27 protein-coding genes, 1 tRNA gene and 3 pseudogenes are annotated in these 26,464 nt (G+C 64.1%); 16 read left to right on the forward strand and 15 right to left on the reverse strand.

Annotated features, from left to right (window positions below; genetic code table 11):
• Nucleotides 1–174: 174 nt before the first annotated feature.
• From DC31_RS06625 to DC31_RS06640, 5 genes and pseudogenes are all read right to left on the reverse strand, one after another.
• Complete coding sequence (locus tag DC31_RS06625; protein WP_327036846.1) at nt 175–1,098, reverse strand: substrate-binding domain-containing protein; 924 nt, start codon at nt 1,096–1,098, stop codon at nt 175–177.
• Nucleotides 1,023–1,322: pseudogene (locus DC31_RS20215) on the reverse strand (hypothetical protein); the annotation flags it as partial. The pseudogene DC31_RS20215 and the gene DC31_RS06625, both read right to left, overlap by 76 nt.
• 85 nt (nt 1,323–1,407) lie before the next feature.
• Nucleotides 1,408–2,385, reverse strand: a complete 978-nt coding sequence (locus tag DC31_RS06630) for an NUDIX hydrolase (protein ID WP_051606529.1) — start codon at nt 2,383–2,385, stop codon at nt 1,408–1,410.
• Nucleotides 2,382–4,547: an RNA degradosome polyphosphate kinase gene (locus DC31_RS06635; protein WP_036278440.1), complete on the reverse strand. Its 2,166-nt coding sequence runs from the start codon at nt 4,545–4,547 to the stop codon at nt 2,382–2,384. Before DC31_RS06635 ends, DC31_RS06630 begins: the two co-directional genes overlap by 4 nt.
• A 54-nt stretch (nt 4,548–4,601) precedes the next feature.
• On the reverse strand, nt 4,602–5,288 hold the full coding sequence (locus tag DC31_RS06640; protein WP_036278443.1) for a winged helix-turn-helix transcriptional regulator: 687 nt from the start codon (nt 5,286–5,288) through the stop codon (nt 4,602–4,604).
• 135 nt (nt 5,289–5,423) lie between these two features.
• On the opposite strand from DC31_RS06640, the gene DC31_RS06645 reads away from it, so the two are divergent.
• From DC31_RS06645 to ygfZ, 3 genes are all read left to right on the forward strand, one after another.
• Nucleotides 5,424–5,714, forward strand: a complete 291-nt coding sequence (locus DC31_RS06645) for a hypothetical protein (protein WP_036278444.1) — start codon at nt 5,424–5,426, stop codon at nt 5,712–5,714.
• Nucleotides 5,715–5,889: 175 nt separating this feature from the next.
• A complete protein-coding gene (locus tag DC31_RS06655; RefSeq protein WP_036278448.1) occupies nt 5,890–6,492 on the forward strand; it encodes an FABP family protein in 603 nt (200 codons plus the stop codon).
• Between the two features lie 2 nt (nt 6,493–6,494).
• Nucleotides 6,495–7,631, forward strand: coding sequence for a CAF17-like 4Fe-4S cluster assembly/insertion protein YgfZ (ygfZ, locus tag DC31_RS06660; protein WP_036278449.1), 1,137 nt, complete (start codon nt 6,495–6,497; stop codon nt 7,629–7,631).
• Nucleotides 7,632–7,652: 21 nt separating this feature from the next.
• On the opposite strand, the pseudogene DC31_RS06665 reads toward ygfZ, so the two are convergent.
• Nucleotides 7,653–8,473, reverse strand: a pseudogene (locus DC31_RS06665) (class I SAM-dependent methyltransferase).
• Between the two features lie 58 nt (nt 8,474–8,531).
• Between DC31_RS06665 and DC31_RS06670 the strand changes: the two are divergent.
• A complete protein-coding gene (locus DC31_RS06670; RefSeq protein WP_036278451.1) occupies nt 8,532–9,275 on the forward strand; it encodes a phosphoglyceromutase in 744 nt (247 codons plus the stop codon).
• A gap of 65 nt (nt 9,276–9,340) precedes the next feature.
• Here the strand turns inward: DC31_RS06670 and phoU are convergent, their stop codons facing one another.
• On the reverse strand, nt 9,341–10,045 hold the full coding sequence (phoU, locus tag DC31_RS06675; protein ID WP_036278452.1) for a phosphate signaling complex protein PhoU: 705 nt from the start codon (nt 10,043–10,045) through the stop codon (nt 9,341–9,343).
• Between the two features lie 198 nt (nt 10,046–10,243).
• Between phoU and DC31_RS06680 the strand changes: the two genes are divergently transcribed.
• The 3 genes from DC31_RS06680 to DC31_RS06685 are packed head-to-tail and all read left to right on the forward strand — an operon-like array spanning nt 10,244 to nt 12,152.
• A complete protein-coding gene (locus DC31_RS06680; protein ID WP_327036830.1) occupies nt 10,244–11,116 on the forward strand; it encodes a histidine kinase dimerization/phospho-acceptor domain-containing protein in 873 nt (290 codons plus the stop codon).
• Nucleotides 11,077–11,472, forward strand: coding sequence for a sensor histidine kinase (locus DC31_RS20220; protein ID WP_327036831.1), 396 nt, complete (start codon nt 11,077–11,079; stop codon nt 11,470–11,472). Before DC31_RS06680 ends, DC31_RS20220 begins: the two co-directional genes overlap by 40 nt.
• Nucleotides 11,469–12,152 (forward strand): response regulator transcription factor, encoded by a 684-nt coding sequence (locus tag DC31_RS06685; RefSeq protein WP_036278454.1) that lies wholly within the window; start codon nt 11,469–11,471, stop codon nt 12,150–12,152. Before DC31_RS20220 ends, DC31_RS06685 begins: the two co-directional genes overlap by 4 nt.
• 67 nt (nt 12,153–12,219) lie before the next feature.
• Here DC31_RS06685 and DC31_RS06690 read toward each other — a convergent pair whose 3' ends face one another.
• A complete protein-coding gene (locus tag DC31_RS06690; RefSeq protein WP_036278457.1) occupies nt 12,220–12,699 on the reverse strand; it encodes a hypothetical protein in 480 nt (159 codons plus the stop codon).
• Nucleotides 12,700–12,836: 137 nt separating this feature from the next.
• Here DC31_RS06690 and DC31_RS06695 point away from each other — a divergent pair, with 137 nt between their 5' ends.
• The 5 genes and pseudogenes from DC31_RS06695 to DC31_RS06715 all read left to right on the forward strand — a co-directional run bounded on the left by DC31_RS06695 (nt 12,837) and on the right by DC31_RS06715 (nt 17,685).
• Complete coding sequence (locus DC31_RS06695; RefSeq protein WP_036278459.1) at nt 12,837–13,319, forward strand: CarD family transcriptional regulator; 483 nt, start codon at nt 12,837–12,839, stop codon at nt 13,317–13,319.
• 31 nt (nt 13,320–13,350) lie between these two features.
• Nucleotides 13,351–14,541, forward strand: a complete 1,191-nt coding sequence (gene ispD, locus DC31_RS06700; RefSeq protein ID WP_036278461.1) for a 2-C-methyl-D-erythritol 4-phosphate cytidylyltransferase — start codon at nt 13,351–13,353, stop codon at nt 14,539–14,541.
• Between the two features lie 34 nt (nt 14,542–14,575).
• Nucleotides 14,576–15,984: pseudogene (gene cysS / locus DC31_RS06705) on the forward strand (cysteine--tRNA ligase).
• Complete coding sequence (gene rlmB, locus DC31_RS06710) at nt 15,977–16,987, forward strand: 23S rRNA (guanosine(2251)-2'-O)-methyltransferase RlmB (protein ID WP_036278463.1); 1,011 nt, start codon at nt 15,977–15,979, stop codon at nt 16,985–16,987. The pseudogene cysS and the gene rlmB overlap by 8 nt, the downstream one beginning before the upstream one ends.
• A 59-nt stretch (nt 16,988–17,046) precedes the next feature.
• A complete protein-coding gene (locus DC31_RS06715) occupies nt 17,047–17,685 on the forward strand; it encodes an NAD(P)-dependent oxidoreductase (RefSeq protein WP_036278465.1) in 639 nt (212 codons plus the stop codon).
• Between the two features lie 26 nt (nt 17,686–17,711).
• On the opposite strand, the gene DC31_RS06720 is transcribed toward DC31_RS06715, so the two are convergent.
• Nucleotides 17,712–19,019: a DUF4032 domain-containing protein gene (locus DC31_RS06720; protein ID WP_036278466.1), complete on the reverse strand. Its 1,308-nt coding sequence runs from the start codon at nt 19,017–19,019 to the stop codon at nt 17,712–17,714.
• A gap of 70 nt (nt 19,020–19,089) precedes the next feature.
• A complete protein-coding gene (locus DC31_RS06725) occupies nt 19,090–20,193 on the reverse strand; it encodes an ABC transporter ATP-binding protein (protein WP_036278467.1) in 1,104 nt (367 codons plus the stop codon).
• A gap of 215 nt (nt 20,194–20,408) precedes the next feature.
• Between DC31_RS06725 and DC31_RS06730 the strand changes: the two genes are divergently transcribed.
• Nucleotides 20,409–21,350: a DsbA family protein gene (locus DC31_RS06730; RefSeq protein ID WP_036278469.1), complete on the forward strand. Its 942-nt coding sequence runs from the start codon at nt 20,409–20,411 to the stop codon at nt 21,348–21,350.
• A gap of 42 nt (nt 21,351–21,392) precedes the next feature.
• A tRNA-Thr gene (locus tag DC31_RS06735) sits at nt 21,393–21,465 on the forward strand.
• A 14-nt stretch (nt 21,466–21,479) separates the two neighbouring features.
• On the opposite strand, the gene DC31_RS06740 is transcribed toward DC31_RS06735, so the two are convergent.
• Together DC31_RS06740 and DC31_RS06745 are read right to left on the reverse strand one after the other, a co-directional pair.
• Nucleotides 21,480–22,748: a cation:proton antiporter domain-containing protein gene (locus tag DC31_RS06740; protein WP_036278856.1), complete on the reverse strand. Its 1,269-nt coding sequence runs from the start codon at nt 22,746–22,748 to the stop codon at nt 21,480–21,482.
• An 8-nt stretch (nt 22,749–22,756) separates the two neighbouring features.
• Nucleotides 22,757–23,068 carry a hypothetical protein gene (locus tag DC31_RS06745; protein ID WP_036278470.1) on the reverse strand — a complete coding sequence of 104 codons (312 nt, stop codon included), beginning with the start codon at nt 23,066–23,068 and terminating at the stop codon, nt 22,757–22,759.
• Nucleotides 23,069–23,158: 90 nt separating this feature from the next.
• Between DC31_RS06745 and DC31_RS06750 the strand changes: the two genes are divergently transcribed.
• Nucleotides 23,159–23,881, forward strand: coding sequence for a tyrosine-protein phosphatase (locus DC31_RS06750; RefSeq protein WP_051606532.1), 723 nt, complete (start codon nt 23,159–23,161; stop codon nt 23,879–23,881).
• On the opposite strand, the gene DC31_RS06755 is transcribed toward DC31_RS06750, so the two are convergent.
• Nucleotides 23,867–24,502: an SOS response-associated peptidase family protein gene (locus DC31_RS06755; protein WP_036278472.1), complete on the reverse strand. Its 636-nt coding sequence runs from the start codon at nt 24,500–24,502 to the stop codon at nt 23,867–23,869. The genes DC31_RS06750 and DC31_RS06755 overlap by 15 nt on opposite strands.
• Before the next feature lie 93 nt (nt 24,503–24,595).
• On the opposite strand from DC31_RS06755, the gene DC31_RS06760 reads away from it, so the two are divergent.
• Nucleotides 24,596–25,507, forward strand: a complete 912-nt coding sequence (locus DC31_RS06760) for a DMT family transporter (RefSeq protein ID WP_036278474.1) — start codon at nt 24,596–24,598, stop codon at nt 25,505–25,507.
• Between the two features lie 6 nt (nt 25,508–25,513).
• Here the strand turns inward: DC31_RS06760 and DC31_RS06765 are convergent, their stop codons facing one another.
• Together DC31_RS06765 and msrB are read right to left on the reverse strand one after the other, a co-directional pair.
• On the reverse strand, nt 25,514–26,053 hold the full coding sequence (locus DC31_RS06765; protein WP_036278476.1) for a nitroreductase family protein: 540 nt from the start codon (nt 26,051–26,053) through the stop codon (nt 25,514–25,516).
• Entirely contained in the window at nt 26,050–26,460 is a 411-nt protein-coding gene (gene msrB, locus DC31_RS06770) for a peptide-methionine (R)-S-oxide reductase MsrB (RefSeq protein ID WP_036278478.1), read from the reverse strand. The genes DC31_RS06765 and msrB overlap by 4 nt, the downstream gene beginning before the upstream one ends.
• Between the last annotated feature and the right edge of the window lie 4 nt (nt 26,461–26,464).

Genomic DNA, 26,464 nt, shown 5'->3' on the forward strand with positions numbered 1-26,464 from the left:
GCTTTTTGGAGCCTCGGTGGCCGTCCTGGTACTGGTCATCTGCGCGGCTCCACGGGTACGGGGCGGGAATTGCGGGGTGTTTTCATGCGGGTGCCCCCACGGTGCTGATCTGATCTACTCGAACAGCACGTGGGGGCGTAAGCACGGGTCTCAGCCTAGAGCCGAGAGCCCGAATTACTTCGTGACGATTGCGTCGATCGCAGCGTCGACCTTCGTGCGGAGGTCGTCCGAGATCGGAGCGTTTCCGGCGGCTTCTGCAGCAGCGTCCTGGCCCTCAGCCGATGCGACGAACTGGAAGTACGCCTTCACCAGCGAGGCGGTGTCAGCGTCTTCGTACTCGACGCAGCCGATGAGGTACGACACGAGAGCGATCGGGTAAGAACCGGCGGCAGCGGCTGCCGGGTCAACGGCGAACGCGAGGTCGTGAGCCGAGCGGCCCTCCTCGAGCGGCGAAGCGGCAACCAGTGCGGAAGCTGCATCAGCCGAGTAGGGGACGTACTCGTCCTCGACCTTGATGGCGACCTGGCCGAGCTCGCCAGCCTGCGATGCGTCGGCGAAGCCGACGTAGCCGACGCCGTTCGTGATGGCGCTGATGACACCCGAGGTGCCGTCAGCGGCTTCACCGGTCGCGAGGGGCCACTCGTCGCTGGCTTCGTTCGTCCACACCTCGGGCGCGACGGCCTCAAGGTACTTGGTGAAGGTCTCCTGCGTGCCAGACGCGTCGGCGCGGTGCACCGGCACGATGACCTGGTCAGGTAGCTTGACGCCATCATTCTGTGCGGCGATGGCCGGGTCGTTCCAGTTGGAGATCGTGCCAGCGAAGATGCCTGCGATGGTGGCGCCATCGAGGTTGAGGCTGTCGATGCCCTCAAGGTTGAACGCGACGGCGACCGGCGAGATGTAGACCGGAACCTCGACGATTTCGTCGGATGCGCAGGAACCGAAGCCGCCCGCGGCGATCTCCTCGGCGTGAACGCGCGGTCCGAGCCGATGAAGTTGGAGGAGCCAGCGAGGAAGTTCTCGCGGCCGGTGCCGGAACCTGTCGAGGTGTAGTTCACCGTGGCCTCGGGGTTGGCGGTCTGGAATGCGGCGACCCAGGCCTGCTGGGCAGCTTCCTGCGAGGAGGCGCCGGTGGCTTCAACAGAGCCGGAAACGGAAGAGGTGGACGGCTCGCCGGACGAAGCTGGGGTTCCGCCTTCGTTTGCGGCGCAACCTGCGAGAGCGAGAGCAGCAACTGCGCCGATGGCGCTGATGCGAGCGATTCGGGAGATCTTCACTGTGGATCCTTCGATCGTGGATGGTTGGGGCCCGGTGCAGGGCACACAGTGACGCTAAGCGCGGCGGTTAACGAGATTTGCCCGTGCAGGTAAACGGAAGGTGAACGGCTGTCGACCCCTTGGGGGCGACTCACACCTTCGGAACGTGCGTCTCGATCGAGATAATTCCAGAGCCAGGGTTGGTTGCCGACATATGAGCGACTGAGAACGCACCGACTTCGAGCGCGGATGCGCTGCCAAGATAGGAGCCCGGTATCGTGCCGGTGGCGAGGGCGAGCTCGGCGAGAAGGTCGGGCAATACGGGTCCGTGGCTGCAGATCACCGCGGGCTTTCGTGCACGAACACGCTTGCCGATGATGGCGCGGGCGTCAGAGCGGCCCTCTTCCCAAGCATCCTGGCTGATCAGCTCTGTTTCGCTGATCTTGCGATCAAGTGCTCTGGCAAGCGGTGTTACCGTCTGGACGCAGCGCACCGCGTCGCTGGTGACGATTTTGCGGATGCCGAAAGCGCGCAACGGCGCGACGATAGCCTCCGCCTGCTTCTTCCCCTTCTCAGTGAGAGTGCGCGAAGCATCCGACATCTCCCAGTCCGAGCGTGAAACAGCCTTCGCATGCCGCAGGGCGATGATCGGGAAGGTGTGCAAGACGCCATCGTCGACCAATCGCTCGAACTCGTCGAGGATTTCGAGATCGATCGGATAGCTGAGGTTCTTACGCGCCTTCTTCAGACTCACCCATTCGAGTGCGGCGATCTCGTTGTTGGGGACGAAGGTGGAGTTGCGGATGGCGTCTTCGGTTGCCTCTGCGGCCCAGTAGTGCACGACTTTCTGGCGCTGGGCGCGCATGAAATAACGGCTGACACCCACCGGCACACCGAGATTGACCCGGATTCCGGTCTCCTCATGCACCTCGCGCACCGCGGTCTGTGCCAGCATCTCGCCGGGGTCAACCTTTCCCTTGGGCAGGGTGACGTCGCGATACTTTGTGCGGTGAATGAGAAGGATGCAGAGCTTGTCCTCAACGAGACGCCACACCACAGCGCCAGCCGCGTAGACGGCCTTGTCGTCGCGCACGACCTGCGTTGCTCCCTGAGCCTGTCGAGAGGTCATCGCACCGTTCGCGTCCGGCGTCGGCGTCGCACCTGACTCATGGTCTTATCCTGCAGGTCGATGAGTGGTTTGCCTTCGGCGCTTACGGCGTGGCGCTCCCAGACCCCGTCTGCCCCGAGGTGCCAGGAGACCGTGCCGTCGTCCATCGCCAGATCGAAGAACTCGAGGAGCTCCTTGACGTGGTCAGGGTCGGTGACGCGAACGAGTGCTTCGACACGACGGTCGAGGTTGCGGTGCATCATGTCGGCGCTGCCGATGTACACCTGCGGGTCGCCGTCGTTCTCGAACGCGAAGATCCGGGAGTGTTCGAGGTATCGACCAAGGATGCTGCGCACGGTGATGTTGTCGCTCGTGCCGGGGAGGTCGACCTTGATGCTGCAGATGCCGCGCACCCAGACATCGACCTTCACGCCGGCCTGACTGGCACGGTAGAGCGCGTCGATGATCTCCTCATCGACGAGCGAGTTGATCTTGATGCGGATATGAGCGGGTTTGCCGGCCACGGCGTTGTTGCGCTCATTGTCAATCTGGCGCAACAGTCCCTTGCGCAGGTGCAACGGCGCGACGAGAAGTCGCTTGAACTTCTTTTCAATCGCGTAGCCGCTGAGCTCGTTGAACAGTCGTGTGAGATCCTTGCCGACCTGCGCGTCTGCGGTGAACAGGCCGAAATCCTCGTAGACACGGCTGGTCTTCGGGTTGTAATTGCCGGTGCCGACGTGCGAGTAGTGCCGAAGCATCCCGCCTTCTTCGCGGATGACGAGGGCGAGCTTGCAGTGCGTCTTGAGCCCGACCAGGCCGTAGACGACGTGGACGCCGGCCTTTTCGAGTTTGCGTGCCCAGACGATGTTGTTCGCTTCGTCGAAGCGCGCCTTGACCTCGACGAGAGCCAGTACCTGCTTGCCCGCTTCGGCGGCATCGATCAGCGCCTGTACGACCGGGCTGTCACCGGAGGTGCGGTACAGGGTCTGCTTGATGGCGAGCACGTGCGGATCGCGCGCAGCCTGCTCGAGGAAGGCCTGCACGCTCGTCGCGAAGGACTCGTACGGGTGATGCACCAGCACATCGCCCTTGCGGATCGCGGAGAAGATATCCGCGCGATTGCTCGACCCGGTCGGCTGGAAAGCCACCGCTGTCGTGGGCACGTGCGGCGGGTAGCGGAGGTCTGGGCGGTTTACCTGGGACAGCGAGAACAGCCCACGCAGGTCGAGAGGGCTGGGGAGGCGGTAGACCTCCTGGTCGGTGATATCGAGTTCCTTGATCAGCAGGTCGAGGGTGACATCGTCCATGTCATCCGTGATCTCGAGGCGGATCGGCGGGCCGAACCGGCGTCGCAGCAGCTCGGCCTCGAGGGCCTGGATGAGGTTCTCGCTCTCGTCCTCCTCGATCTCGACGTCTTCGTTGCGAGTGAGCCGGAAGGCGTGGTGATCCAGCACCTCCATGCCGGGGAAGAGATCGCCGAGGTGGTTCGAGATGAGATCCTCAAGCGGCAGGTAGCGCGCAATCTCACCGGTGCCGGGTACTTCCACCAGACGGGGAAGCATGGGCGGCACTTTGAGGCGGGCAAACTCTTGACGCCCTGTGCGGGCGTTGCGGATGCGTATCGCGAGGTTCAGCGACAGGCCAGAGATGTAGGGGAACGGATGCGCGGGGTCAACCGCGAGCGGCATGAGAACCGGGAAGACATGCAGCTGGAAGTACTCGGTGAGCGCCGCGTGCTCAGCCTCGGTCAGCGTGTCCCATTCGGTGATCTCGATACCGGCATCCGCCAGGGCCGGCCGCACCTGGTCGGTCCAGGCAGCCGCGTGACGCAGCTGCAGAGCGTGTGCTTCGTTGGAGATGTCAGCGAGGACATCGGCAGGCGAGCGACCCACGTTCGTGGGGACGGCAAGGCCGGTGACGATGCGACGTTTGAGTCCCGCGACGCGAACCATGAAGAACTCATCGAGATTGCTCGCGAAAATTGCCAAGAAGTTCGAGCGCTCAAGCTCCGGCAGGCTCGAATCTTCGGCTAACTCCAGCACGCGCTGGTTGAACGCCAACCAGCTGATTTCACGGTCGTGATAGCGGTGGTCTGGCAGCAGGGAGTCCGGGGATTCAACGGCGTCGAAGTCATCATCTTCGGCGTCACCGAGGCCAGCATCGGTGAGTGCAGGATCGATCATGGAATACATCTTGTCACCGAGAGGTGACGTCTGCGTTAACAAGTGCCTGTACCTCTACAGCGCGGCGGCAACAGTCTGATCGTCGTCGTGCACGTTGAATCGGTATCCGACGTTGCGCACCGTGCCGATGATCTGCTCCTGGTCGCCGAGTTTGGCGCGCAGACGGCGAACGTGCACATCCACCGTGCGGGTGCCACCGAAGTAGTCGTAGCCCCACACTTCGCTGAGCAGCTGCTCTCTGGTAAAAACCCGGGACGGATGCGTGGCGAGGAAGTGCAGCAGCTGAAATTCCTTATAGGTAAGGTCGAGCGGTTTGCCGCGGATCTTTGCCGAGTACGACTGCTCGTCGATGGTGACGCCGGATGCTTGCACGCGGGATGGCTCGGCTGTGGCCTCGCCGCGCGCGATCGCAAGGCGGATGCGAGCATCGGTCTCAGCGGGTCCTGCATTCGTGAGAAGTACGTCGTCGATGCCCCAGTCGCCTGAGACCGCGCTCATGCCGCCCTCGGTGACGACGAGGAGGAGAGGCGCGTCTTGACCAGTCGTGCGCAACAGCTTGCACAGCGATTTCGCGCCAGCGAGATCGTGGCGCGCATCGACAATGACGATGTCTGTCTCTGGGGCGCTCACGAGTTGAGCGGGTTCCGCCGAGATCTGACGCACGCGGTGACTGAGAAGCTCCAGGGCGGGCAGCACTTGCTCCGAAGAGGGAGCGGAGGTGAGGACGAGGAGCAGAGCCACGCAATTCCTTTCGGGCAACGAGACCGTCGCCCTGCACGACGATCTGGTACGACGTCGTGCGCCAATGATACCCAGCCAGACGCGCCGCCATGATGCGGAGGGGTGTAACCGGTGCGAATGCGTAACAATGGAGGCATGTCACAACCCGCTCTCGCGCCGCGCAACCCATTCGGCGGTGTCGTCGTTGTCTGGGGCGTAGCCTTCGTGGCCGCGATCGCGATCGGCATCTTCGTGCCGGAAGAATGGCGCGTGCAGTGGTTGCTCATCGGCTTCGGCGGATCGATTCTGTTGACCTTCGCCTCACAGCTCTGGTACGGGCAGTCGGCAGGTTTCATCTTCCGTACCGCGGCGAGCGTTCTGGGGGCCTTGCTGCTGCTCGGTGTGGTCTCGGCAGGGTTCGGGCTCGCAGCACTGGTACCCGCCTGATCTGCCCGCAGTCGGGGGTAGAGTGGGACGCATGGATCTTGTCGCTCTCGAACTCTTCTTCATCGGTCTGCTGGGCCTTGCGAGTCTCGCGATCGTCTTCGTGGCTGGCGTAGTGCTGCGGAATCTGTTCCGCGGCCAGCGCTGATCTGAAGACAGATGCTGATTGGAAAGCTCCATGCGTGAGCTGCCCACCGAGCTCCCGGCTGATCTCGCGCCCTTGAGCTGGCTGATTGGGGTCTGGGAAGGCACCGGAGTCATCGAGTACACCGCCGGCGAAGAGCGCTTTGAGGGGGAATTCACCCATCACGTGAGTTTCAGCCACGACGGCACAGGCTTCCTGAACTATTCCGCGACGGCGTGGATGGTCGCTAGCGAAGGTGCGGAGTCGATTCCGCTCGTCGCCGAGACGGGGTTCTGGCGGATAGCGCGTCCGGCGACTGCCGCTGACGCTGGCCCCGCTCTGCTGCCTCCGACCGAGGATGCGCCCGCACGCACCGTGCATGACGTTGAAGCGCTCCGTGCAGCGTCAGGCGGGTTCCCGATCGAGGTCTCGCTCGCGCATTCGGACGGCGCTCTCGAGCTCTACCTCGGTGAGGTCAACGGTCCGCGCATTGACATTGCAACGGACGCAATCGTGAGAAGTGCTGGCGGCAAAGAGTATGGCGCAGCCAGCCGTATGTATGGTCTCGTCGACGGCCACATGCTCTGGGCGTGGGACATCGCAGCCCTCGGCGCCGAACTGGCGTCACATGCTTCGGCACGCCTGGCGAGGGTCTGATCATGACTGCACTCGTAGCGGCGTTCACAGCACTTCCCGGCGCGGTCGCCGCAGACGCTGTCATCCTGCACTTCGGTGACCCGATGCGCGAGCAGCGGCGGTTGAGTGCTGGTACCGCAGTTGCGGCGCTGGGCGATCGACTCGTCATTGAAGTGGCGGGCGAAGACCGGCTGAGCTGGCTGGATTCGATCACGTCGCAGTCTGTCGCCAGGCTGCGCGCCGGCGACAGCACAGAGCTCCTGATCCTTGACCCGCAGGGCCGCGTCGAGCATGCCGCCGGTGTGTTTGAGGACGGGACGTCGGTGTGGCTGATCGCGGATGCTGCCGATGCAGAGCCGCTTGCCAAGTGGCTGCAGCGGATGGTGTTCCGCTCTCGCGTCACGGTGACCGTGCGCCCTGAACTCGACCTCGTCGGCTTCTTCGCCGGTGGTGCTGCCGAAACCGCGGTGCGTGAGCTCGCTTCGGCACCCAATGACACTCCTCTGGTGTGGAGCGATCCGTGGTCGGCCGTGCAAGCGGGGGGACATCAGTACGCGAACGTCGACACCCACCCGTCGGTCGAGTACACCTGGCGCGTGGCAATCGTCGATGCGGATGCCGCGGCATCCCTCACGGGAGCAATCGCAGACGGCCGACTCGATGTCGCGGGAATCCTCGCAACCGAGGCCCTGCGTATCGCGGCGTGGCGCCCGCGCTGGGCGAGCGAGGTCGACGATCGATCATTGCCGCATGAAGCGGACTGGATTCGCAGTGCAGTGCATTTGAGTAAGGGCTGTTACCGCGGCCAAGAGACTGTGGCCAAGGTGCACAACCTGGGCCACCCTCCGCGCCGGCTTGCGGCGCTTCACCTCGATGGCAGCGACGACGTGCTCCCGATTTCTGGATCGCCTATCTTCTCGGGTGAAGACGAAGTCGGCCACGTGACATCAGCGGCGCGTCATCACGAGGACGGTCCGATCGCGCTGGCGATCCTTTCACGACGGGCACCGATCGGTGACCTGATCGTGCGCGTCGACGGCACCGACATCGCCGCGGCGCAGCAGGTCATCGTGCCCGCAGATGCCGGGGCGACCGCCGACGTCCCGCGCCTGACGCGTCTGTCTCGGCGTCCTGCCGGCGAAGACCCACGTAAGGCCTAACCGGGCTGCACCCCCGGCTGCTTAGCGTGGGGCGACCGCTGACCACGGCACCGTGAGTTCACCAAGGCGCCAGCGTGTGCGACTGCCGAGCACGGGCCAGCCTTGCTGCCTGAGCGCCGATGCTGCGGCAAGAAAGCGTTGAGTCGCACCGAACGTTGACAGCGGCGCCGCGCGCTCCCACTCCCGGTCGAGCTCGACGAGCAGGGCATGGACGCGCTCACCGGGCACGTTGCGGTGGATCAGCGCCTTCGGCAGCCGCTCGGCGACGATGCTCGGGTGCTCGAGTTCCGCGAGGCGCAGCGAAATCGTGAAGCGGACGGGTGCGCCTGTCGTATCGACGTCGATCCAACTCGCGACGCGGCCTATCTCGTCGCAGGTGCCCTCGAACAGTAGCCCTTTTGGTGCGAGCCGCGAGGACATCGACGCCCACGCCGCAGGTACGTCCGCCTCGTCATACTGACGCAGCACGTTCATCGCCCTGATGACTGCCGGTCGCCTTCCGCCGGTCAGCGGCACCTCGAAGCCACCGCGGGCGAAAGATACCCGCAGGTCGGGGGAGAAGGGCGTCTGTCCTGCCCGCACCTCTTCGAGCTGAGCCCGCGCGGTCGTGACGCGTGCCGGGTCAAGCTCGAAACCGATGACCTCGCGATCGGTCGCACGCGACCCAACCTTGCCGCGAGCTCGAACGCCGTCACTCCGCTGGCTCCGTAGCCGAGGTCGATCACCAGCGGGTCTGCGGCACCACGGAAGGCGGCGCTCGCAGCGATCCAGCGGTCATTGCGACGTAGTCGGTTCGTCCCCGTGGTACCCCGGGTGGGGTGGCCGAGAGGAGATGACGCCATACGTCCATTCTCTCATTCCGTCGCATGCAGGCTGGAGGCCGCTGGATAGACTGAAGACATGACGCGCACTCTCATCCTGCTCCGCCACGGCCAGAGCGAGTGGAACGAATTGAACCTCTTCACCGGCTGGGTGGATGTCCGCCTCACCGAGCAGGGCAAGAACGAAGCCCGCCGCGGTGGTGAAATGCTCGCCGAGTCGGGATTCTTGCCCGACGTGCTGCACACATCGCTGCTCAGTCGTGCGATCCAGACCGCTGACATCGCGTTGGACGCCGCCGACCGCCTGTGGATCCCAGTGGTGCGCTCCTGGCGCCTCAACGAGCGTCACTACGGTGCGCTGCAGGGCAAAGACAAGGCCCAGACGTTAGAAGAGTTCGGCCCGGAGCAGTTCCAGCTGTGGCGTCGCTCGTTCGACGTGCCGCCGCCCCTCCTCGATGACGAGAGCGAGTTCAGCCAGGTTGGCGACGCGCGCTACGCAGATATCGACGGTGAGGTGCCTCGCACTGAGTCACTCAAACTCGTCATCGACCGACTGTTGCCTTACTGGGACAGCGCGATCGTCCCCGATCTTGAAGCCGGAAAGACCGTACTCGTCACGGCGCACGGCAACTCGCTACGCGGCCTCGTGAAGCATCTTGAAGGCATCGGCGACGACGCCATCGCCGAGCTCAACATCCCCACCGGCATCCCGCTGATCTACGAGCTCGACGACAACAACGTACCCACGGCGCCCGGTCGCTATCTCGACCCCGAGGCTGCCGCAGCTGGCGCCGCAGCGGTCGCTGCGCAGGGCAAGAAATAACAACACAAACGAAGAGGGGGTTCGGATGCCGTGGCATCCGAACCCCCTCTTCGTTTTTCTGGCAACTACGCCAGATCCCGGCCTTCGCTCGCCTGCGCCTGGAGCGCGAGCGAGATGTCATCTTCAGCGACGTCCCAATCGCCAGTGGCGAGGTAAACGACCTTCTTGGCGACGGCCACCGCGTGGTCAGCGAAGCGCTCGTGGTAGCGGCTGGCAAGGGTTGCGTCGACTGTGGCGCCGGCCTCGCCCTTCCAGTTGTCGCTGAGCACTTTCTCGAAGACCTTGGCGTGCAGCTCATCGACGTCGTCATCCGAGTTGCGGATGATGTCGGCGAAACGCAGATCCTGTGTGCGCAGGAGCTCGCTGAGCGTGCGGGCGATTTCGACGTCAAGCTCGCCCATCCGGGTGAAGGTGCCCTTAAGGCCCTTCGGAATGGCGCGCTCCGGGAAACGGAGGCGCGCGAGCTGAGCGATGTGCTCCGCCATGTCGCCCATGCGCTCTAGTGACGCGCTCACGCGGAGCGCAAACACCAGAATGCGCAGGTCACGTGCGACCGGCTGCTGTCGAGCGAGGATTTCGATGGCGAGTTCGTCTAGCGTGACGGCGAGAACGTCGATCTTGGCGTCATCGGCAATCACCTCTTCGGCGAGTGCGACATCGCCGGTGGCGAAGGCACGGGTGGCCTTGTCGATGGCGACCGTGACGAGGTCGGTGATCTCCACGAGACGGGACTGCAGGTCCTCAAGGGACTGGTGGAAGACTTCGCGCATGTGCGGCGCAACCTTTCATTCGGATCTCGGGCGGTTCCGGCCGGCCGATGGAGAGCGCTGCAGTATGCGCACGCTCGTATTGATTGTGTTCGTCGAAGGTTAACGAACGGTGCCCACTATATGAATAGTACTTCGCGGCTCTGCGTGCTGGCGCGGAAACTTGCCGAACTCGAGGTGAACGCGCCCTACGCTATAGGCATGACCACCCCGCAAATCGCGCTGCTTGCCCTCGCCATCGGGCTGGCAATAGGCATCGGGTTGGCTGCGCTCATTTTTTGGGCGTACCAGGCTCGCGCCAAGGTTGTGGAAGACGCCTCCACGGAAGTCCCGCAGGGGACTGCGGATGTGCTCGACAGTATGGACGACGCCGCATGCGTCATCGATTCGTCCGGACTGGTGCTCGCGATATCGCACGCGGCAACCCGTTTCGGCATTGAGATCGGTACCACTCTTGACAATCAGGAGCTACGCCAGCTGGTGCGTGCGGTGCGCTCGTCCGGAGCATCCGCTATCGAAACGATGCGGCTCACGCGTCCAGGTGTGAGCCTTGACCCGCGCCTGGTATCGGCCAGAGCCAGCAGGCTTGGAGCGCGGCTGACGCTGCTCATCATCCGCGACGTCACCGAACAGGAGCGCCTCGACCAGGTGCGCCGCGACTTCGTCGCGAACACCAGTCATGAGTTGAAAACTCCGGTTGGTGCGGTAAGTCTTCTCGCTGAGGCGGTCGAGTCCGCTGCCGATGACCCCGCTCAGGTGCGCATCTTCGCCGCTCGACTCTCCGCTGAGGCGGCGCGCCTCGGGCAGCTCACCGGCCGAATCATGAGCCTCTCCCGGCTGCAAGCAGCGACGGCATCACCGACTTTGACCCGGTGTCGCTGGACGAGGTCGTCACCGCGTCCATCGAAGCACATTCGGTCCAGGCGGACTCCGCCGGTGTCGACCTCACGAGAGGCGGAGATCGCGGCGCATTCGTCCGCGGTGACGCGCAGATCCTCATCGAGGCTGTCGGCAACCTCATCGCCAACGCGATCGTGTATTCGCCGAGCGGATCGCGAGTGGCTATCGGGGTGAAGACTGAGGGCGACGTCGTCGAGATTGCCGTCTCTGACCAGGGAATTGGCATCGCGGAGTCCGATCGTGATCGGATCTTCGAGCGCTTCTACCGCGCAGATGAGGCCCGATCTCGGCGTACCGGAGGCACGGGGCTCGGCCTTTCGATCGTGAAGCACGCGACGCAGCGTCACGGCGGCGAGGTGCGGCTGTGGTCGCGCCCGAGCCGCGGATCGACCTTCACGATGGTTCTGCCTCGAATTGACGCCCCAGCGCACGAGGAAGTCGTCCCAAAGAAGAAGAAAAAGAAGAAGCGTGAGCGAAAGGCAGCGAAAGCCGCCGTCGCCGAGCACGTCCGAAACGGAGAGAACGCATGACCCGCATCCTTTTGGTCGAGGACGAGCCTGATCTCGCCGACCCGCTCGCTTATCTGCTGCGCCGGGAGGGCTACGAGGTAGAGATCTCGGAGGATGGCCCGGGAGCGCTCACCGCGTTCCGTGAGCGTGGCGCCGACATCGTGCTGCTCGATCTCATGCTTCCAGGGATGCCGGGAACCGAGGTGTGCCGACAGATTCGCTCTACTTCCGCTGTGCCGATCATCATGCTCACCGCCAAGGACTCCGAGGTGGATATCGTCGTGGGGCTCGAGCTCGGGGCGGATGATTACATCACCAAGCCCTACTCATCCCGTGAGTTGCTTGCGCGCATGCGCGCGGTGCTGCGCCGGGTGGTGCAGGCGGACAGCGACCTCGACGAGCGGGTGCTTGACGGCGGCCGCGTCTCGCTCGATATTGATCGACACACCGTGACGGTTGCGGGCGAAGAGATCAACATGCCGTTGAAAGAATTCGAACTTCTCGAAGTGCTGATGCGCAACTCAGGCCGAGTGCTCACTCGCGGCCAGCTCATTGACCGCGTGTGGGGTAGCGACTACTTCGGCGACACGAAGACGCTTGACGTGCACATCAAGCGCATCCGCTCTCGCATCGAGTCGAACCCCGGCGAGCCGGTCATGCTCGTGACCGTGCGTGGACTCGGATACCGCTTCGAAGGCTGACGGCTTCTATGAGAAGAGGCCGGCCACCCTCGCGGGTGGCGGCCTCTTCTCATAACGTCAAGCAGTCTCAAGCACCCTTTTCGGTGGGAACCAGATCTGCGTAGTAGGGGAGCGTGCCGTCGAGAACCGGCACCTGCGCGGCCGTCCCGGTTGCGTCACCCGACTGGAAGTAGATTTCGACAGTCGCGCCCGGCATCGTGTCGAGCCCATCGATGCGCAACGGTTCTGCGCTGGCTCCGAGGCTCAAGGTGTCGCCCGCGCCGACGCGGACGGTAAGGGGCTCAAGCCCCTCGACCTCAACGGTAAGGGTTGCGCCCTTGTCAGTGGGGTTCACGATCGCGGCGACCAGATTGCCGGTGGAACCGTCTTCGGTCGCGATGACCATCGCGTTACGGATCTCTAACGGACCGTCCGAATCGGCGATGTTGATGCCGTCAGAAGCCGAGTACTTGATCTCGGTCGACTGCGGGGTGATGAATGTGCATCCCGTGGCGCCGAGCAGAACAACGGCGCTGAGGGCGGCAGACGCTACAAGGCGCGATTTCACGAGTCCTCCTGGGAAGCATTTGGGATATCCGCATCCATTCTATGGGTAAACGCCAATCGACTTTGGGACGCTGCGGCGGCAAACCTTAGTGCATATTCCCTGTGGTATTCTGGAGGTTGCCGAAAGGACACGATTTTATGCTTTTTGAGGTTGGCGAAACGGTCGTCTATCCGCACCACGGGGCCGCGACGATCATTGAGGTCAAGGATCGCGTCATCAAGGGCGAGACGAAGAAATATCTGAAGCTCAACGTCACCCAGGGTGATCTCATCATTGAGGTTCCTGCTGAGAACGTCGACCTTGTCGGCGTTCGTGACGTTATCGGCCAGGAAGGCCTCGACAACGTGTTCGAGGTTCTGCGTGCGCCGTTCACAGAAGAGCCCACTAACTGGTCGCGTCGTTACAAGGCGAACCTTGAGAAGCTCGCTTCAGGCGATGTCATCAAGGTCAGCGAGGTCGTCCGCGACCTATGGCGTCGTGATCAGGACCGCGGTTTGTCTGCGGGCGAGAAGCGCATGCTTGCCAAGGCGCGTCAGATCCTCATCTCCGAGCTCGCGCTCGCCGAGAAGTGCGACGAAGACAGGGCGGGCGCGATACTGGACGAGGTTCTCGCTTCCTGACGTGCGTTGCGGGCACCGGTAGCCTGAGAGCGTGACTCTCCTGCCTGTGCCCACTACGGCGATCATTGTGGTCGCCGCCGGTTCTGGAACACGCCTCGGTGCCGCAGCACCAAAGGCGTTCGTTCGCATCGATGAGCATTCGATGCTTCGTCATGCGCTCGACGGCGTATTCGCTGCGAACCCTATGCAGGTCGTTATTGTTGCGCCCGCAGAGTACGAAGGCGATGCAGAGACCGCACTTCTGGAAGCAGCAGGCGAGCGGAGCGGCCTTGGTCGCGTCGTCGTCGGCGGGGCGACACGGCAGCAGTCGGTTGCCGCGGGGCTCAGCGCGCTGTCGGATGACATCACCACCGTGCTCGTTCACGATGCTGCGCGTGCACTTACTCCGCCGGTGCAGATCGATACCGTCGCCGCGGCCGTCTCGACCGATGCTGGGGTGATCCCTGCTCTGCCTGTCATTGACACCATCAAGCAGGTGGATGCCGGTGACATCGTTGCCGTCGTGGACCGCTCCGTGCTCGTCGCCGCACAGACGCCGCAGGGATTTCCCCGCGCGCTCCTCGACAGGGCGTACGCCGCGGCGCTCGCATCCGGCGTGGAATACACGGATGACGCGGCTCTCTTCGCGGCCGCAGGCCACGCCGTGCGGCACGTCACCGGCTCTGCGCGCGCTTTCAAGATCACCACACCAGCGGACCTCGAGCGCGCTCGACAGATCCTCGCGGGGCCGACGGCATCCGCACCAGTGGTCCCTCGCATCGGGGTAGGCACCGATGTGCACGCTTTCGGCGGCGTGGGAACTCTGTGGCTGGCAGGAATCGAATGGCCTGGGGAGCCGGCGCTTTCCGGACACTCGGATGGTGACGCCGTCGCTCACGCGATCGTTGACGCGCTGTTAGGAGCTGCAGGGCTCGGCGACATCGGCGAGCACTTCGGCACCTCGCATCCGGAGTACGCCGGTGCCCACGGCGAGGTTTTCCTGATGCGCACAGCAGAATTGCTTGCTGAGGCGGGATTCACGATCGGAAATGTCTCGGTGCAGTTCCAAGGCAATCGGCCGCGCTTCAGCGCGCGTCGCGCTGAAGCCGAAGCCGTTCTTTCTGCGGCGCTCGGCGGCGCACCTGTTGCGATCTCGGCGACGACGACGGACGGGCTAGGGTTCACTGGCCGTGGTGAGGGCATCGCCGCAAACGCGATTGCACTCGTGCATCCGATCCGGTAGGAAACGCTCAGCACCGCCCCGGTACTCTAGAGCAGTGACTCTCCGTATTTACGACACCCGCGCACAGCAGCTGCGCGAATTCGTACCGCTCGACCCCGGAAACGTCACGGTGTATGTCTGCGGTCCGACGGTGCAGTCAGGACCCCACATCGGGCATGTGCGTGCTGCGCTGAGTTTCGACATTCTTCGCCGGTGGCTTACACACACGCACGGTCGAGTGACGTTCGTGCGCAACGTCACCGACATCGATGACAAGATCCTTGTCAATGCGAGTGAGACCGAGCCGTGGTGGGCGCTGGCGTATCGGATGGAGCAAGAGTTCTCCGTTGCATATGCCGCGATCGGAATTCTTCCCCCGACCTATGAACCGCGGGCGACGGCATCCATTCCTCAGATGCAAGATCTCATCGCCACACTCGTCGAGCGGGGCCACGCGTATCCTGCGCCGGACGGCTCCGGAGACGTCTACTTCGATGTGCGCTCGTGGGCAGAGTATGGCGCTCTCACGCACCAATCGATTGACGCGATGGAAGCCGCCGAAGATACCGATCCGCGGGGTAAGCGCAACCCACAGGACTTCGCGCTCTGGAAGGGCTCTAAGCCCGGCGAACCGGAAGACGCAAAGTGGAGTTCGCCGTGGGGCGACGGGCGACCGGGATGGCACATCGAGTGCTCCGCTATGGCGAAGCGCTACTTGGGCGCGGAGTTTGACATCCATGGTGGCGGTCTCGATCTGCGTTTCCCGCACCACGAGAACGAGTTGGCGCAGTCTTCCGCGGCCGGTGACGGTTTTGCACGGTACTGGATGCACAACGGCTGGTGACTGTCGACGGTCAGAAGATGTCGAAGTCGCTGGGGAATTTCACGCTCGCCGCCGACGTGCTCGCCGGCCACGAGCCGCTGGTCGTGCGTTATGCCCTCGCGGCGGCGCACTACCGCTCAAGCCTCGACCTCAGCGAGTCGTCGTGGGATGAGGCGGAGGCTGCACTCGCGCGCATCCGCACCTTCCTGGAGCGCGGCAGCCGGGTGGCTCCCGCGACATGGTCAGAACACAAAGAAGGATTGCCGACGGCGTTCTGGAATGCGATGAACGACGATCTCGGGGTGCCGCGCGCACTTGCGGCGATTCACGAAAGCATCCGATCTGGCAACGCGCACATGGATGCCGGGCGCATCGATGAGGCACGCCAGGACGTGTCTGATGTGCAAGACATGACGCTCGTCCTCGGCATTAATCCGCTGTCGTCGGAATGGGCGACTACGCGCGGGGGAGCCGAGGCATCCGCTCTCGACGCTCTCGTGCAAGCAATGATCACACAACGGGCCCAGGTACGGGCCGACAAAGACTGGGCGGCAGCCGACCGCATCCGCGACGCGATCGCGGCCGCCGGCATCGTCCTCGAAGACACCTCAGACGGAACTCATTGGAGCATTGATGGTTAAGCCAGGGCGCCCCGGCGCAAACAACGGCAAGAAGAAGGGCCCGCTCAAGGGCACCGGCGGACTCGGACGCAAGTCCCTCGAAGGTCGCGGTCCGACGCCGAAGGCTGAAGACCGCGCCTGGCACCCCGCCGGAAAGCGCAAGGCTGCCAACGAGCGTTACGCGGCAGCGGGCGGCCGGGGCAAAGCACCCGGGCGTCCGGCATCCGGTAGCAACCCGAACCGGTCTCCGAAGGCAAAGTCCGGCGATGACACCGAGAACGTCACCGGGCGCAACTCGGTACTCGAGGCGCTGCGGGCAAAGATCCCCGCGACCGCGTTCTACATCGCGCAGCGCGTCGAGATGGATGACCGCGTAAAGGAGATGCTTTCGCTCGCGACAAACCGAGGCATCCCCGTGCTTGAGGTCACCCGCCCCGAGCTGGATCGGATGGCAGGCTTCGACGGAGTCCACCAGGGCGTGGCCCTCAAGGTGCCGCCGTACGAGTACGCGCACCCCCAGGACCTGCTTGAGCAGGTAATCGATCGCGGGGACGTTCCGCTCTTCGTGGCTCTGGACGGCATCACCGACCCCCGTAACCTCGGCGCGATCATCCGCTCGACTGCCGCCTTCGGTGGACACGGCATCATTCTGCCTCAGCGTCGCTCGGCGGGCGTGAACTCGGCAGCGTGGAAGACGAGCGCGGGAGCCGCGGCGCGGATCCCAGTGGCGATGGCCACGAACCTCACCACGCAGCTCAAAGAGTTCAAGAAACAGGGCGTGTTCGTGATCGGCCTCGACGGGGGCGGCGATGTTTCACTGCCGAATCTGCAGCTTGCTGATCGCCCAGTGGTCATCGTGGTCGGTTCGGAGGGCAAGGGGCTTTCACGCCTCGTCACCGAGAACTGCGATCAGATCATCTCGATTCCGATCTCAGCGGCGACAGAGTCCCTGAATGCGGGAATCGCCGCATCGGTGGCGCTGTACCAGGTCTCGACGATCAGGGCACAGCAGGCCGGGGAATAATTCTTCAGCCGTAGACGCTGGCTCTGAACGACCATATCGCTGTTCTACAAGGAGAAATTATGACCCGCATCGCTGTCATCGGAGGAACCGGTTACGCCGGTTCGAATATCGTCGCCGAGGCGGTTTCGCGGGGCCACTCCGTCGTGTCCGTGGCGCGTTCTGTGCCGGCCGAGCGGGTCGAAGGCGCGGTCTACCTTGAGGGCACGATCCTCGATGTGCCAGGGCTGCTCACACAGATCCAAGAGGTCGACGTCGTGATTCAGGCGCTTTCGCCGCGCGGCGACATGGCGGGAAAGGTGCGGCCGGCAACTGCAGAGTTGTTCGCCGCACTGCCTGACAACGTGCGACTTGGGGTTGTCGGCGGTGCCGGGGGCAGCCTCGTCGCTCCCGGCGGTGCGCGTGTGATCGACTCCGGCTTCCCGGAGGAGTTCAAGGCAGAGGCTTCTGAAGCGATCGGTGTGCTGGAAGACCTCCAGGCGAGTCCGGAGAACAAGGACTGGTTCTTCGTGCACCCGGCCGGCACCTTCGGTGCATGGAACCTGGGCGAGCGCACCGGGAAGTACCGCACCGGCGGGCCCGTACTCGTGACAGACGAGAAGGGCGATTCGTACATCTCGGGCCCAGACCTCGGCGTCGCCTTCCTCGATGAGATCGAGAACCCAAAGCACCACCGCGAGAACTTCACCATCGGGTACTGATCCGCGGCACGCTCAACCGCTGAAGGCTAGACGAGGTCGCGCCAGTCGACCTCGTCGTCTTCGTCGCCGGCAAGCGACATCGCCCCGGTAATGACGGGGAGCGACATCGTCTCTGTCGGTGGCCCCATGATCGTGGCTTCGTCGCGGCGATGACGCAGGACCTCGTTGATGTAGGAGGTCAGCACTTCTGCGAGCGGTACCGAGCGTCCGCTGGCTTGCGAGAGGTACCAGCGGTGCTCCAGCACCTGGTGGAAAACCTCGGCGGGCTCCAGCTTCGCTCGGAGCTCGTACGGGATTGCGCGCACGACAGGCTCGAACACACGCGTGAGCCACTCGTGTGCGTACATCTCCTCGTCCACCCATTCCTTTTTGGAGCGTGCGCGGAACTCGTCGAGATCGTTGAGCAGCCTACGGGCCTGGTTCTCTTCGACGTCAAGCCCGGTGAGACGGATGAGGCGGCGCTGGTGGTGTCCGGCATCCACGACCTTGGGCTGAATCTCGACGACCGTGCCGTCAGAAGTGGTAGACATCGACATCTCATCGATGTCGAAGCCCAGAGCGTTCAGCCGCTCGACGCGCTCTGTGATGCGCCAGGTTTCATTCGCGGAGAACGACTCCTGTGCGGTGAGCGCAGCCCACAGCGCATGGTACGACGACACGATGCCATCGGCGATGGCGACTGCATCCACGCCGTGCTCCAGGCGTCCGCCGGCCGCGAGATCCATGATCTCGCCAGCGATGTTCGTACGGGCAAGGTCGAGGTCGTAGTGTCGCTGACCGTCGGTGAGGCCCTCTTCGTGCAGTTCGCCGGTCTCGGCATCCACGAGGTAGGCGGCGAAAGCGCCCGCGTCTCGGCGGAACAGAGTGTTGGACAGGGACACATCGCCCCAGTAGAACCCGACATTGTGCAGTCGCACGAGCAGCAGCGCGAGGGCGTCGACAAGGCGAGTGGCGGTGTCTGGCCGCAACACGCGCGTGAAGAGCGCACGATAGGGCATCGAGAACCGAAGATGTGAGGTGACCAGCGCAGCGGGGAGAGCGGCGCCTTCGCTATCGATTCGACCGGCGATCACGGCGACGCGATCAACGCATGGTACGTCGAGACGCGCCAGGTTGCCGAGCATGTCGTACTCCCGCTGCGCCATCTCAGCCGTCGTCTCCTTGATAGCGACGACACGGCCGGAGAGGTCAGCGAATCGCACCAGGTGCCTGGAGAGTCCCTTGGGCAGCGAGACGATGTGCTCGGATGGCCACTTCGCGAGCGTTGTCGCCCACGGCAGCGACAACAGTTCGGGATTGATCTTGCTTGCGGTGATGCGCAGTGCGTCTTGCATGATGCTCCCGGAGAAACGACGCGGCGCGGGCGACCCGAAGGTCAGCCCGCGCCGCACACGATGGAACTTATTACGCCGAAACGACCGGCTTGTCGTTCAAACGCAGGCCGGACTCGATGTCGAACGCGTGCACGTGACCCGCGGTCGCGGCGAGCGTAACCGTCTGGCCAGCACTCGGGTGGCTACGACCGTCGACGCGCGCGACGAGGTCGGCGCGCTTGCCGTTGATGTCAGCGTGACCGTAGAGGTAGCCGTCTGCACCGAGCTCTTCGACCAGGTCGACCGTGACCGAGAGACCCTTGCCGTCGGCCGGGCCGACGACGATGTCTTCGGGGCGGACGCCGACCGTGACCTGGCTGCCGTTCGCGCGTCCGACCGTGTCGCGGTCGAGCGGGACGACCTCAGTGCCGAACTGCACGCCACCGTCGGCGAGGTCTGTCGCGAAGAGGTTCATGGCTGGCGAGCCGATGAAGCCAGCAACAAACAGGTTCTCGGGCTTCTCGTACAGGTCGCGAGGCGTGCCGACCTGCTGCAGGAGACCATCCTTGAGAACCGCAATGCGGTCACCCATGGTGAGCGCCTCGGTCTGGTCGTGGGTGACGTAAACCGTGGTGACGCCGAGGCGACGCTGCAGCGACGCGATCTGCGTACGGGTCTGGACGCGGAGCTTGGCGTCAAGGTTCGACAGCGGCTCGTCCATGAGGAACACCTGGGGCTGACGGACGATGGCTCGACCCATCGCGACACGCTGACGCTGACCACCGGAGAGAGCCTTCGGCTTGCGGGTCAGGTACTCCTCAAGGTCGAGGAGCTTCGCGGCCTCAAGCACGCGGGAGGCACGCTCTTCCTTGCCGATGCCAGCGATCTTGAGCGCGAAGCCCATGTTCTCAGCGACGGTCATGTGCGGGTACAGCGCGTAGTTCTGGAAGACCATCGCGATGTCGCGGTCCTTCGGAGGCACATCGGTGACATCACGGTCGCCGATGAGAATGCGGCCATCGTTGACCTCTTCGAGGCCAGCGAGCATACGAAGCGAGGTGGACTTACCGCAACCGGAAGGGCCAACCAGGACGAGGAATTCGCCGTCTGCCACTTCGAGGCTGAGCTTGTCGACTGCCGGGCGGGTGCCGCCCGGGTAGAGGCGCGTGGCCTGGTCGAAAGTTACAGATGCCATTATTTTCTCCTTCACCGGCAGGTACGTGCCGGACGATCCGTTGTGATGGATGCGGTGAATTTGGGTCCACCGGGGCCCGTCATCGGGCCATATTCAGTATGGCATGAACGGCGGCACCTGGGTATTTCCCAGACAGGCTGGTTAACATCGAAGACGGTCTGCTTGTGAAAGCGGACGTCGGGGAACCCGTCCCCACCAGACTTTCAAGAGGAACGATGTCGAGCGACGAAACGCCGAACGTCCCCACCCCCCGCAGTTCTCGTGAGGCGGTTCGGGAAAAGGCTCAGCAGGTGAACGCCCGCCAGTCCAAGGCGCGCATTTTGCGTGGAATCATCATCGGCGCTGTTGCGATCATCGCTGTCGGGGCAATTGGCACCGCAGTGACCATGGCAGTAACATCGTCGGTCACAAAGCCGACACTCAGTCCGACCGGCATGGATGGCGACGGCATCGTCGTGCACAACATCACGGATGCCAGTGCTGAGGCAGTACCTGCGACACCAATGCCGCTCGAGACCGAGGCGGGCGCGACTACTGATCCGACCCCGGAGCCGACCGTCACACCGACTGCAGTGGACGTGCACATCTACGTCGACTATCTCTCGCCCGGTGCGGGAGAATTTGAACGAGCTAACGCCCGTCAGCTGGCTGGCTGGATCAAAGAGGACGCCGTCACGGTCACCTACCACCCGGTGTCGATGCTCACCGCGAGCTCGAACGGCACGAAGTACTCGTTGCGATCAGCGGCGGCTGCCGCTTGCGTCGCTACGCACTCGCCGGAGCAGTTCTACGCGTTCAACCACGAGCTGCTCGTAGACCAGCCCGAGGTCGACAGCGACGGCCGCAGCGACGTTGAGCTCGCAGACCTTGCGGTCGCCGTGGGCGTCGACAGTCCTAAGATCGTCCGCAACTGTATCGAGGATGGCGACTTCGCTTCTTGGGCAAAAGAAGCCACTATGCGCGCATTGGACGGGCCGCTCGCCGGATCTAAGGACCTCGTCCTCACCAGTGCGCCCATGATCGTCGTCAACGGCGAGGCGTATATCGGTTCGTTGAAGGACCCGGCGGAGTTCTCGCAGTTCGTCCTCACGGTAGCCAGTGACACCGACGCCACTCCGACACCGACCCCGACTCCGACGGAGACACCCGCTCCATAGGTTCGGAGCCCGCCGCCAGCATCGCTAAGCTGGATGGCGTTCGCCGACTTAGCTCAGCTGGTAGAGCACCTGTCTTGTAAACAGGATGTCGCGGGTTCGAACCCCGCAGTCGGCTCTGTAGATGCCTGTTCAGGCTTCGATGGGTTTCCGCCGCCGCAACAGCAGCGGCGCCGCGGCGCCGTGCAGCAGGATGCTGCCCACCACAGTTGCCACCATCACGGTCAGCACTATCACACCTTCGTCTTCGGGCAAGGCGTTGTACGCGAGGAGCCCGAACACGATCGATGCGGTGCCGCGCGGACCGAGCACTCCGACCAGAAGCCGATCGCCGCGCGACACCGTGCTGCGCATCAGCGCCAGGTACACCGGGACGACCCGCAACAGCGTGAGGGCGAGGAGTGCGAGAACCAGAATCTGCCAGTCTGGTCCGGATGTGATGACGAGGACGGCGGCCCCGCCGAGCACAAACCACACGAAATGGGATGCCAGCACGCCGACCTCGTCGACAAGCAGCAACTCGCTGTGATCGATGCCATCGCTTTCGTTGCCGCGCACTCGAGTCAGGCGGTACCCGATCCCGGCGACGAAGGCCGCGACGAAGCCATTCGCGTTCAAGATCGGGATGCTCGCGACTCCATAGGCGATGAGCGGGAGTAACACCATCACGTAGCGCACACCGACCGCGCTCGCGAGCTCGCGAGCGCGCGCTACGCGAACGAGGTAACCGATTCCTGCGCCGAGGACGATGCCGATGACGATCGCAATCAGAGTGGCTGGCACTGCGTTGAAGAACGACCCGAGAAACTCCAGCACCGGCTTCTCGACGTCGGCCTCAGAGATCTCGGACTCTGACTTGTTGGCAATCGTTGACCATACGACCGCGAGCGCCAGCGACATGCCGAACAACGGCGAGATCACGCCGTCGTTGTACCCGCTTTCGACGTTGACAATCTGCCTGACGCGCGCGGGAACATACCGACTGCGCAGCAGGTGGGCGGCCGGTGCGAAATCGGTCGGCAGGATCACGCAGGCGATCACGATCATCACTAGGAGTCCCGCATGGGGGACGAGTAAGACGCCGCTCACGACCGTCAGCACGATCGAGAGCGGGAGGGCGATGAGCACCAGCCGGGCGATGATCTTCCCTTCGCGGCCGAAGATGCCGCCCTTCACCTCAGTGGCATCGACGAAGAGCAGGATCGCGAGAATGATCTCTACGACTTTCTCGGATACGGAGGAGTCCAGCGCATCGCCGAAGGCATCGACGTTCCAGATGACGGTGGCCGCGCCGAACAAGAGCAAACCTGCGGGTCCTGCCACCCCCCACCGTTCGAAGCGATGGGACACGAGCGCCCACAGCAGGATGGCAGCCAGCCCGATCAGTACGAGATGTGGCATCGCATCACCTACCGGCTGCTGTTCGGCCGACGCCCGCGTTGCGGGCGGTTGTGCCATGCCTCGATTGCCTCGGGCGTGAGATCTTCGCGATCCCATAGGTAGCCGGAGACATTGCCGATCGGGTCGATGAACGCATCGCTCGCCGACGACGCTTCACCAGCGTCGCGGCGGCGCATCGTCTGGCGGAGCGAGACTGGCGTGACGCCGAGCAGTGTCGCGACCTCATCGATTGTGGCGTAGCGCGCGGCGAACCGCGGCTCTGCCGTGCCATCGCGGAGCGCGCGTGGGCGTGACTTTCCGCTCTCGTCTGCCGTCGTCATGTTTGTGTACCGATCTGCCGGTCGAATCAGCTCGTGTCGTGACGCCCCAACGATAGCCGACCATGGCGGCGCCGCCGCTAGGGTGGCGGCATGAATGACCCCGTCACGCGCATTGATCTCCCGGGCACGTTCAACTTCCGTGAGGTTGCTCCCGGTGTCCTGACGCCGGGTCGGCTCTATCGCTCGGATGCTCTGCATCGCCTCAACCGCGCGGGGCGCAGTCGACTGCGCGAACTCGGCATTCGGCAGATCATCGATCTGCGCTCCCGGTTCGACCGGCGCATCGGCGGCCGAGACCGTCTTCGCGGCACCGGCGTCAACTACCTGTCTGTGCCAATCGACGGCGCTCCACACAACCCCGACCCACGCACGCTGTCGTTGCGTGATGTGTACCAGATCGTGCTGACCCGGCATCAGAATGACCTGGGCCGAGTCATCCGCACGATCGCATCGGCGGACGGCCCCGTCATCGTGCATTGCACCGCGGGAAAGGATCGCACGGGCCTGGTCGCGGCGCTCACGCTCACGGCGCTTGGCATCGAGCGCGACATCATCTTGGCTGACTATGCAGCGACGGCGGCGAACCTTTCGGGTGAGTGGACCGAACGGATGCTGCGTAAAGTGCGACGCTTCCGCATTCCTCTCACCGACAACCTCGTCGAAGTGCTTGCAGGATCCCCCGCCGAGATACTCAGCGAAACGTTCAATTGGCTCGACGAGAAGCACGGCGGCGCGGGCGCCTACCTGGAGAAGGCCGGCGGCGTTCGCTGCTCGGAGTGGAGAGCTGAGCCTGCAGCGTTAGGGGCGAGCTGACCGCGCTGTCGCTGCGATCCGCGCGGTCAGCTCATCAGACGCGAGGATTGCTTCGTCGATGACCTCTCGGGTGGCCGCGGCATTCAACCAGTCGTCGCTGAACAGCGGGGGGATCAGCACAGGAACCCGATCATGGATCTCGGCCAGATGCGCAGGCGCTGGCCGCATCACGATGGAGTAGCAGGTGAACCACTCGCCGTCTGCGGTGCGTCCGCGCTGAGTGACCGCTGCCATGCCGAACAGCGCGCGGTTGTCGAGCGCGAACTCGTGCCACACCCGCTCGGGCTTCTTCAGCTCATACCACTCGGTCGACGGCACGATCGCGCGGCTCTTCAGCCCGCTCACCCGCTCTTGAAGGCGCTCAGATCTGGTGTTGATCGACGGAAACTTCGCCGGCTCGCCGTTCACCAGATAGCCCCACCACGCGGGCTCTAACGCGGCCGTGCCGTTGCTCGACACAACGAGCGGGTTTAGGTTGCGGAGGTTCTTGCCGGTGGGGCGTAGCGTCTCATCGGCGTTCTGCTCTCCCCACGTGCGTAGGCCATCGAGAATGTCGGCATCAGCTTCGGCGAGCAGCTCGGCATCGGTGAAGCGGGGATCAAGCCCATAACTCGCGCACATGCCGCAATCGTAAACCCGGCCTCGGACAGCCGGCGGAGAAGCCAACTCGGGTAGTGTGCTCGGGTGACTCAGACACGCAGAATCCCCGCCCCAGTGGCGCTGGGGGGCGCGGTGTCGATCGGCGCGATGACCGCGATCCAAGCGCGCGTAAACGGCGTACTCGGGGTGCGGATCGATGACGGCATCGTCGCCGGTCTGGTCTCTTTCGCCGTCGGCCTGGTCATTCTGATCGTCGTCACGCTCGCGTTGCCGTCGGCGCGCGCCGGCGCAGTACGTCTGTGGCGCGGCATCCGCTCGCGCACCATTCCGACCTGGATGCTGCTCGGTGGCACCTGCGGAGCGCTCACTGTCTCCACGCAGGGCGTGACGGCCGGTGTGCTCGGAGTCTCGCTATTCACCGTCGGAGTGGTTGCAGGCCAAACCGTGCACGGGCTGGTTCTTGACCGCATCGGCTTCGGGCCTGCCGGGGTCGTCGCCGTGACTCCCGGCCGAGTGCTGGGTGGAACATTCGCGCTCGCCGCAGTGGCGATCTCACTCAGCGGTGATGTGCTCCAGACCACACCACTGTGGCTGCTCCTGCTGCCCTTCGCCGCCGGTGTCGGCATCGCATGGCAGTCCGCGACGAACGGACGGCTCGCGCAGCGTGTGCAATCGCCGATGACGGCGACTCTGATGAGCTTCATCGCCGGCACCACGGTGCTCCTCGTCGCAGCATCCATCAGTGTCGGATTGCGGGGGATGCCGGAGGCTCTGCCCGCTGAACCGTGGCTGTACCTGGGCGGCCTGCTCGGCTTCGTTTACATCCTGCTGGGTGCGGCGATCGTCGCGCAGACAGGGGTGCTGCTCCTCGGGCTCGGCTCAGTACTCGGGCAACTCACGACGTCCGTGGTCATCGATCTGTTCTGGCCCGCGGCATCCGGACCTGCCCTCTGGCAGCTGCTCGCGATGATCGTGGTCGCCGTGGCATCCGTCGTCGTGGCGCTGCCGTGGCGGCGCCGGCGCTGACGGGCGCTACTTCTTCGGCATCGGGCTCAGCAGTGCGCGCGCGTCGACGCTCTTTCGGCGTCCTGGACGCTTGCGCTCTGGCTTGCCGCCGACGTACAGCCAGCCCAGCAGCTCTTCGTTCTTCTTCAACCCGTGGGCTTTCGCGACTGCTTTCGCCCGCGTATAGCCGCCGGTTCGCCAGATGACGCCCCAGCCCGCCTCATCGAGAAGCAGGCTGAGAGTGTGTGCGACACCGGAGGCGACGGCCTCCTGTTCCCACCGGGGAACCTTGTCGCTCTTGTGATAACTGGTGACGACCGCGATAAGCAGCGATGCGCGCAACGGCTTCGACGAAGGTTCTTTGTAGCCCTCCGCCTTGGCAATTGCCTTGCCCAGTGTCATACGGTCGTTCCCGCGCAACTCGATCAGTCGCCACGGTCGCAACGAGGAGTGATCAGCAACCCGCCCAGCCGCAGCGATCAGCGGCAGCAGCTCGTCGCGAGTCGGTGCTTCCTCGGTGACCTTCGACCAGGACTGCCGCGCCTGGGCAGCGTCGAGTGCGCTCACGCCTCGGAGTCTCCAGGGGTGAAGGTGAGTGCCAACGAGTTCATGCAGTATCGGTCGCCAGTGGGCGTGCCGAAACCGTCCGGGAACACGTGGCCGAGGTGCGAGCCGCAGTTCGCGCAGCGAACCTCGGTGCGCTTCATGCCGAGCGTGTCGTCTTCGATGAGCTGAACCGCTTCAGGACGGATCGACTCGTAGAAGCTTGGCCACCCGCATCCGGAATCAAACTTCGTGCCGCTCTTGAACAATTCGACGCCGCAGGCGCCACAGGTGTAGAGGCCGGAACGCTTCTCGTCGAGCAGTTCTCCAGTCCAGGCCCGCTCGGTGGCGGCGGTGCGCAGCACCGCAAACTCTTCCTCGCCGAGCTCTGCACGCCACTCGTCGTCGGTCTTCTTCACGCTGTAGTCCATTGAT

The organism is Microbacterium sp. CH12i, from assembly GCF_000685355.1.
GTDB lineage: Bacteria > Actinomycetota > Actinomycetes > Actinomycetales > Microbacteriaceae > Microbacterium.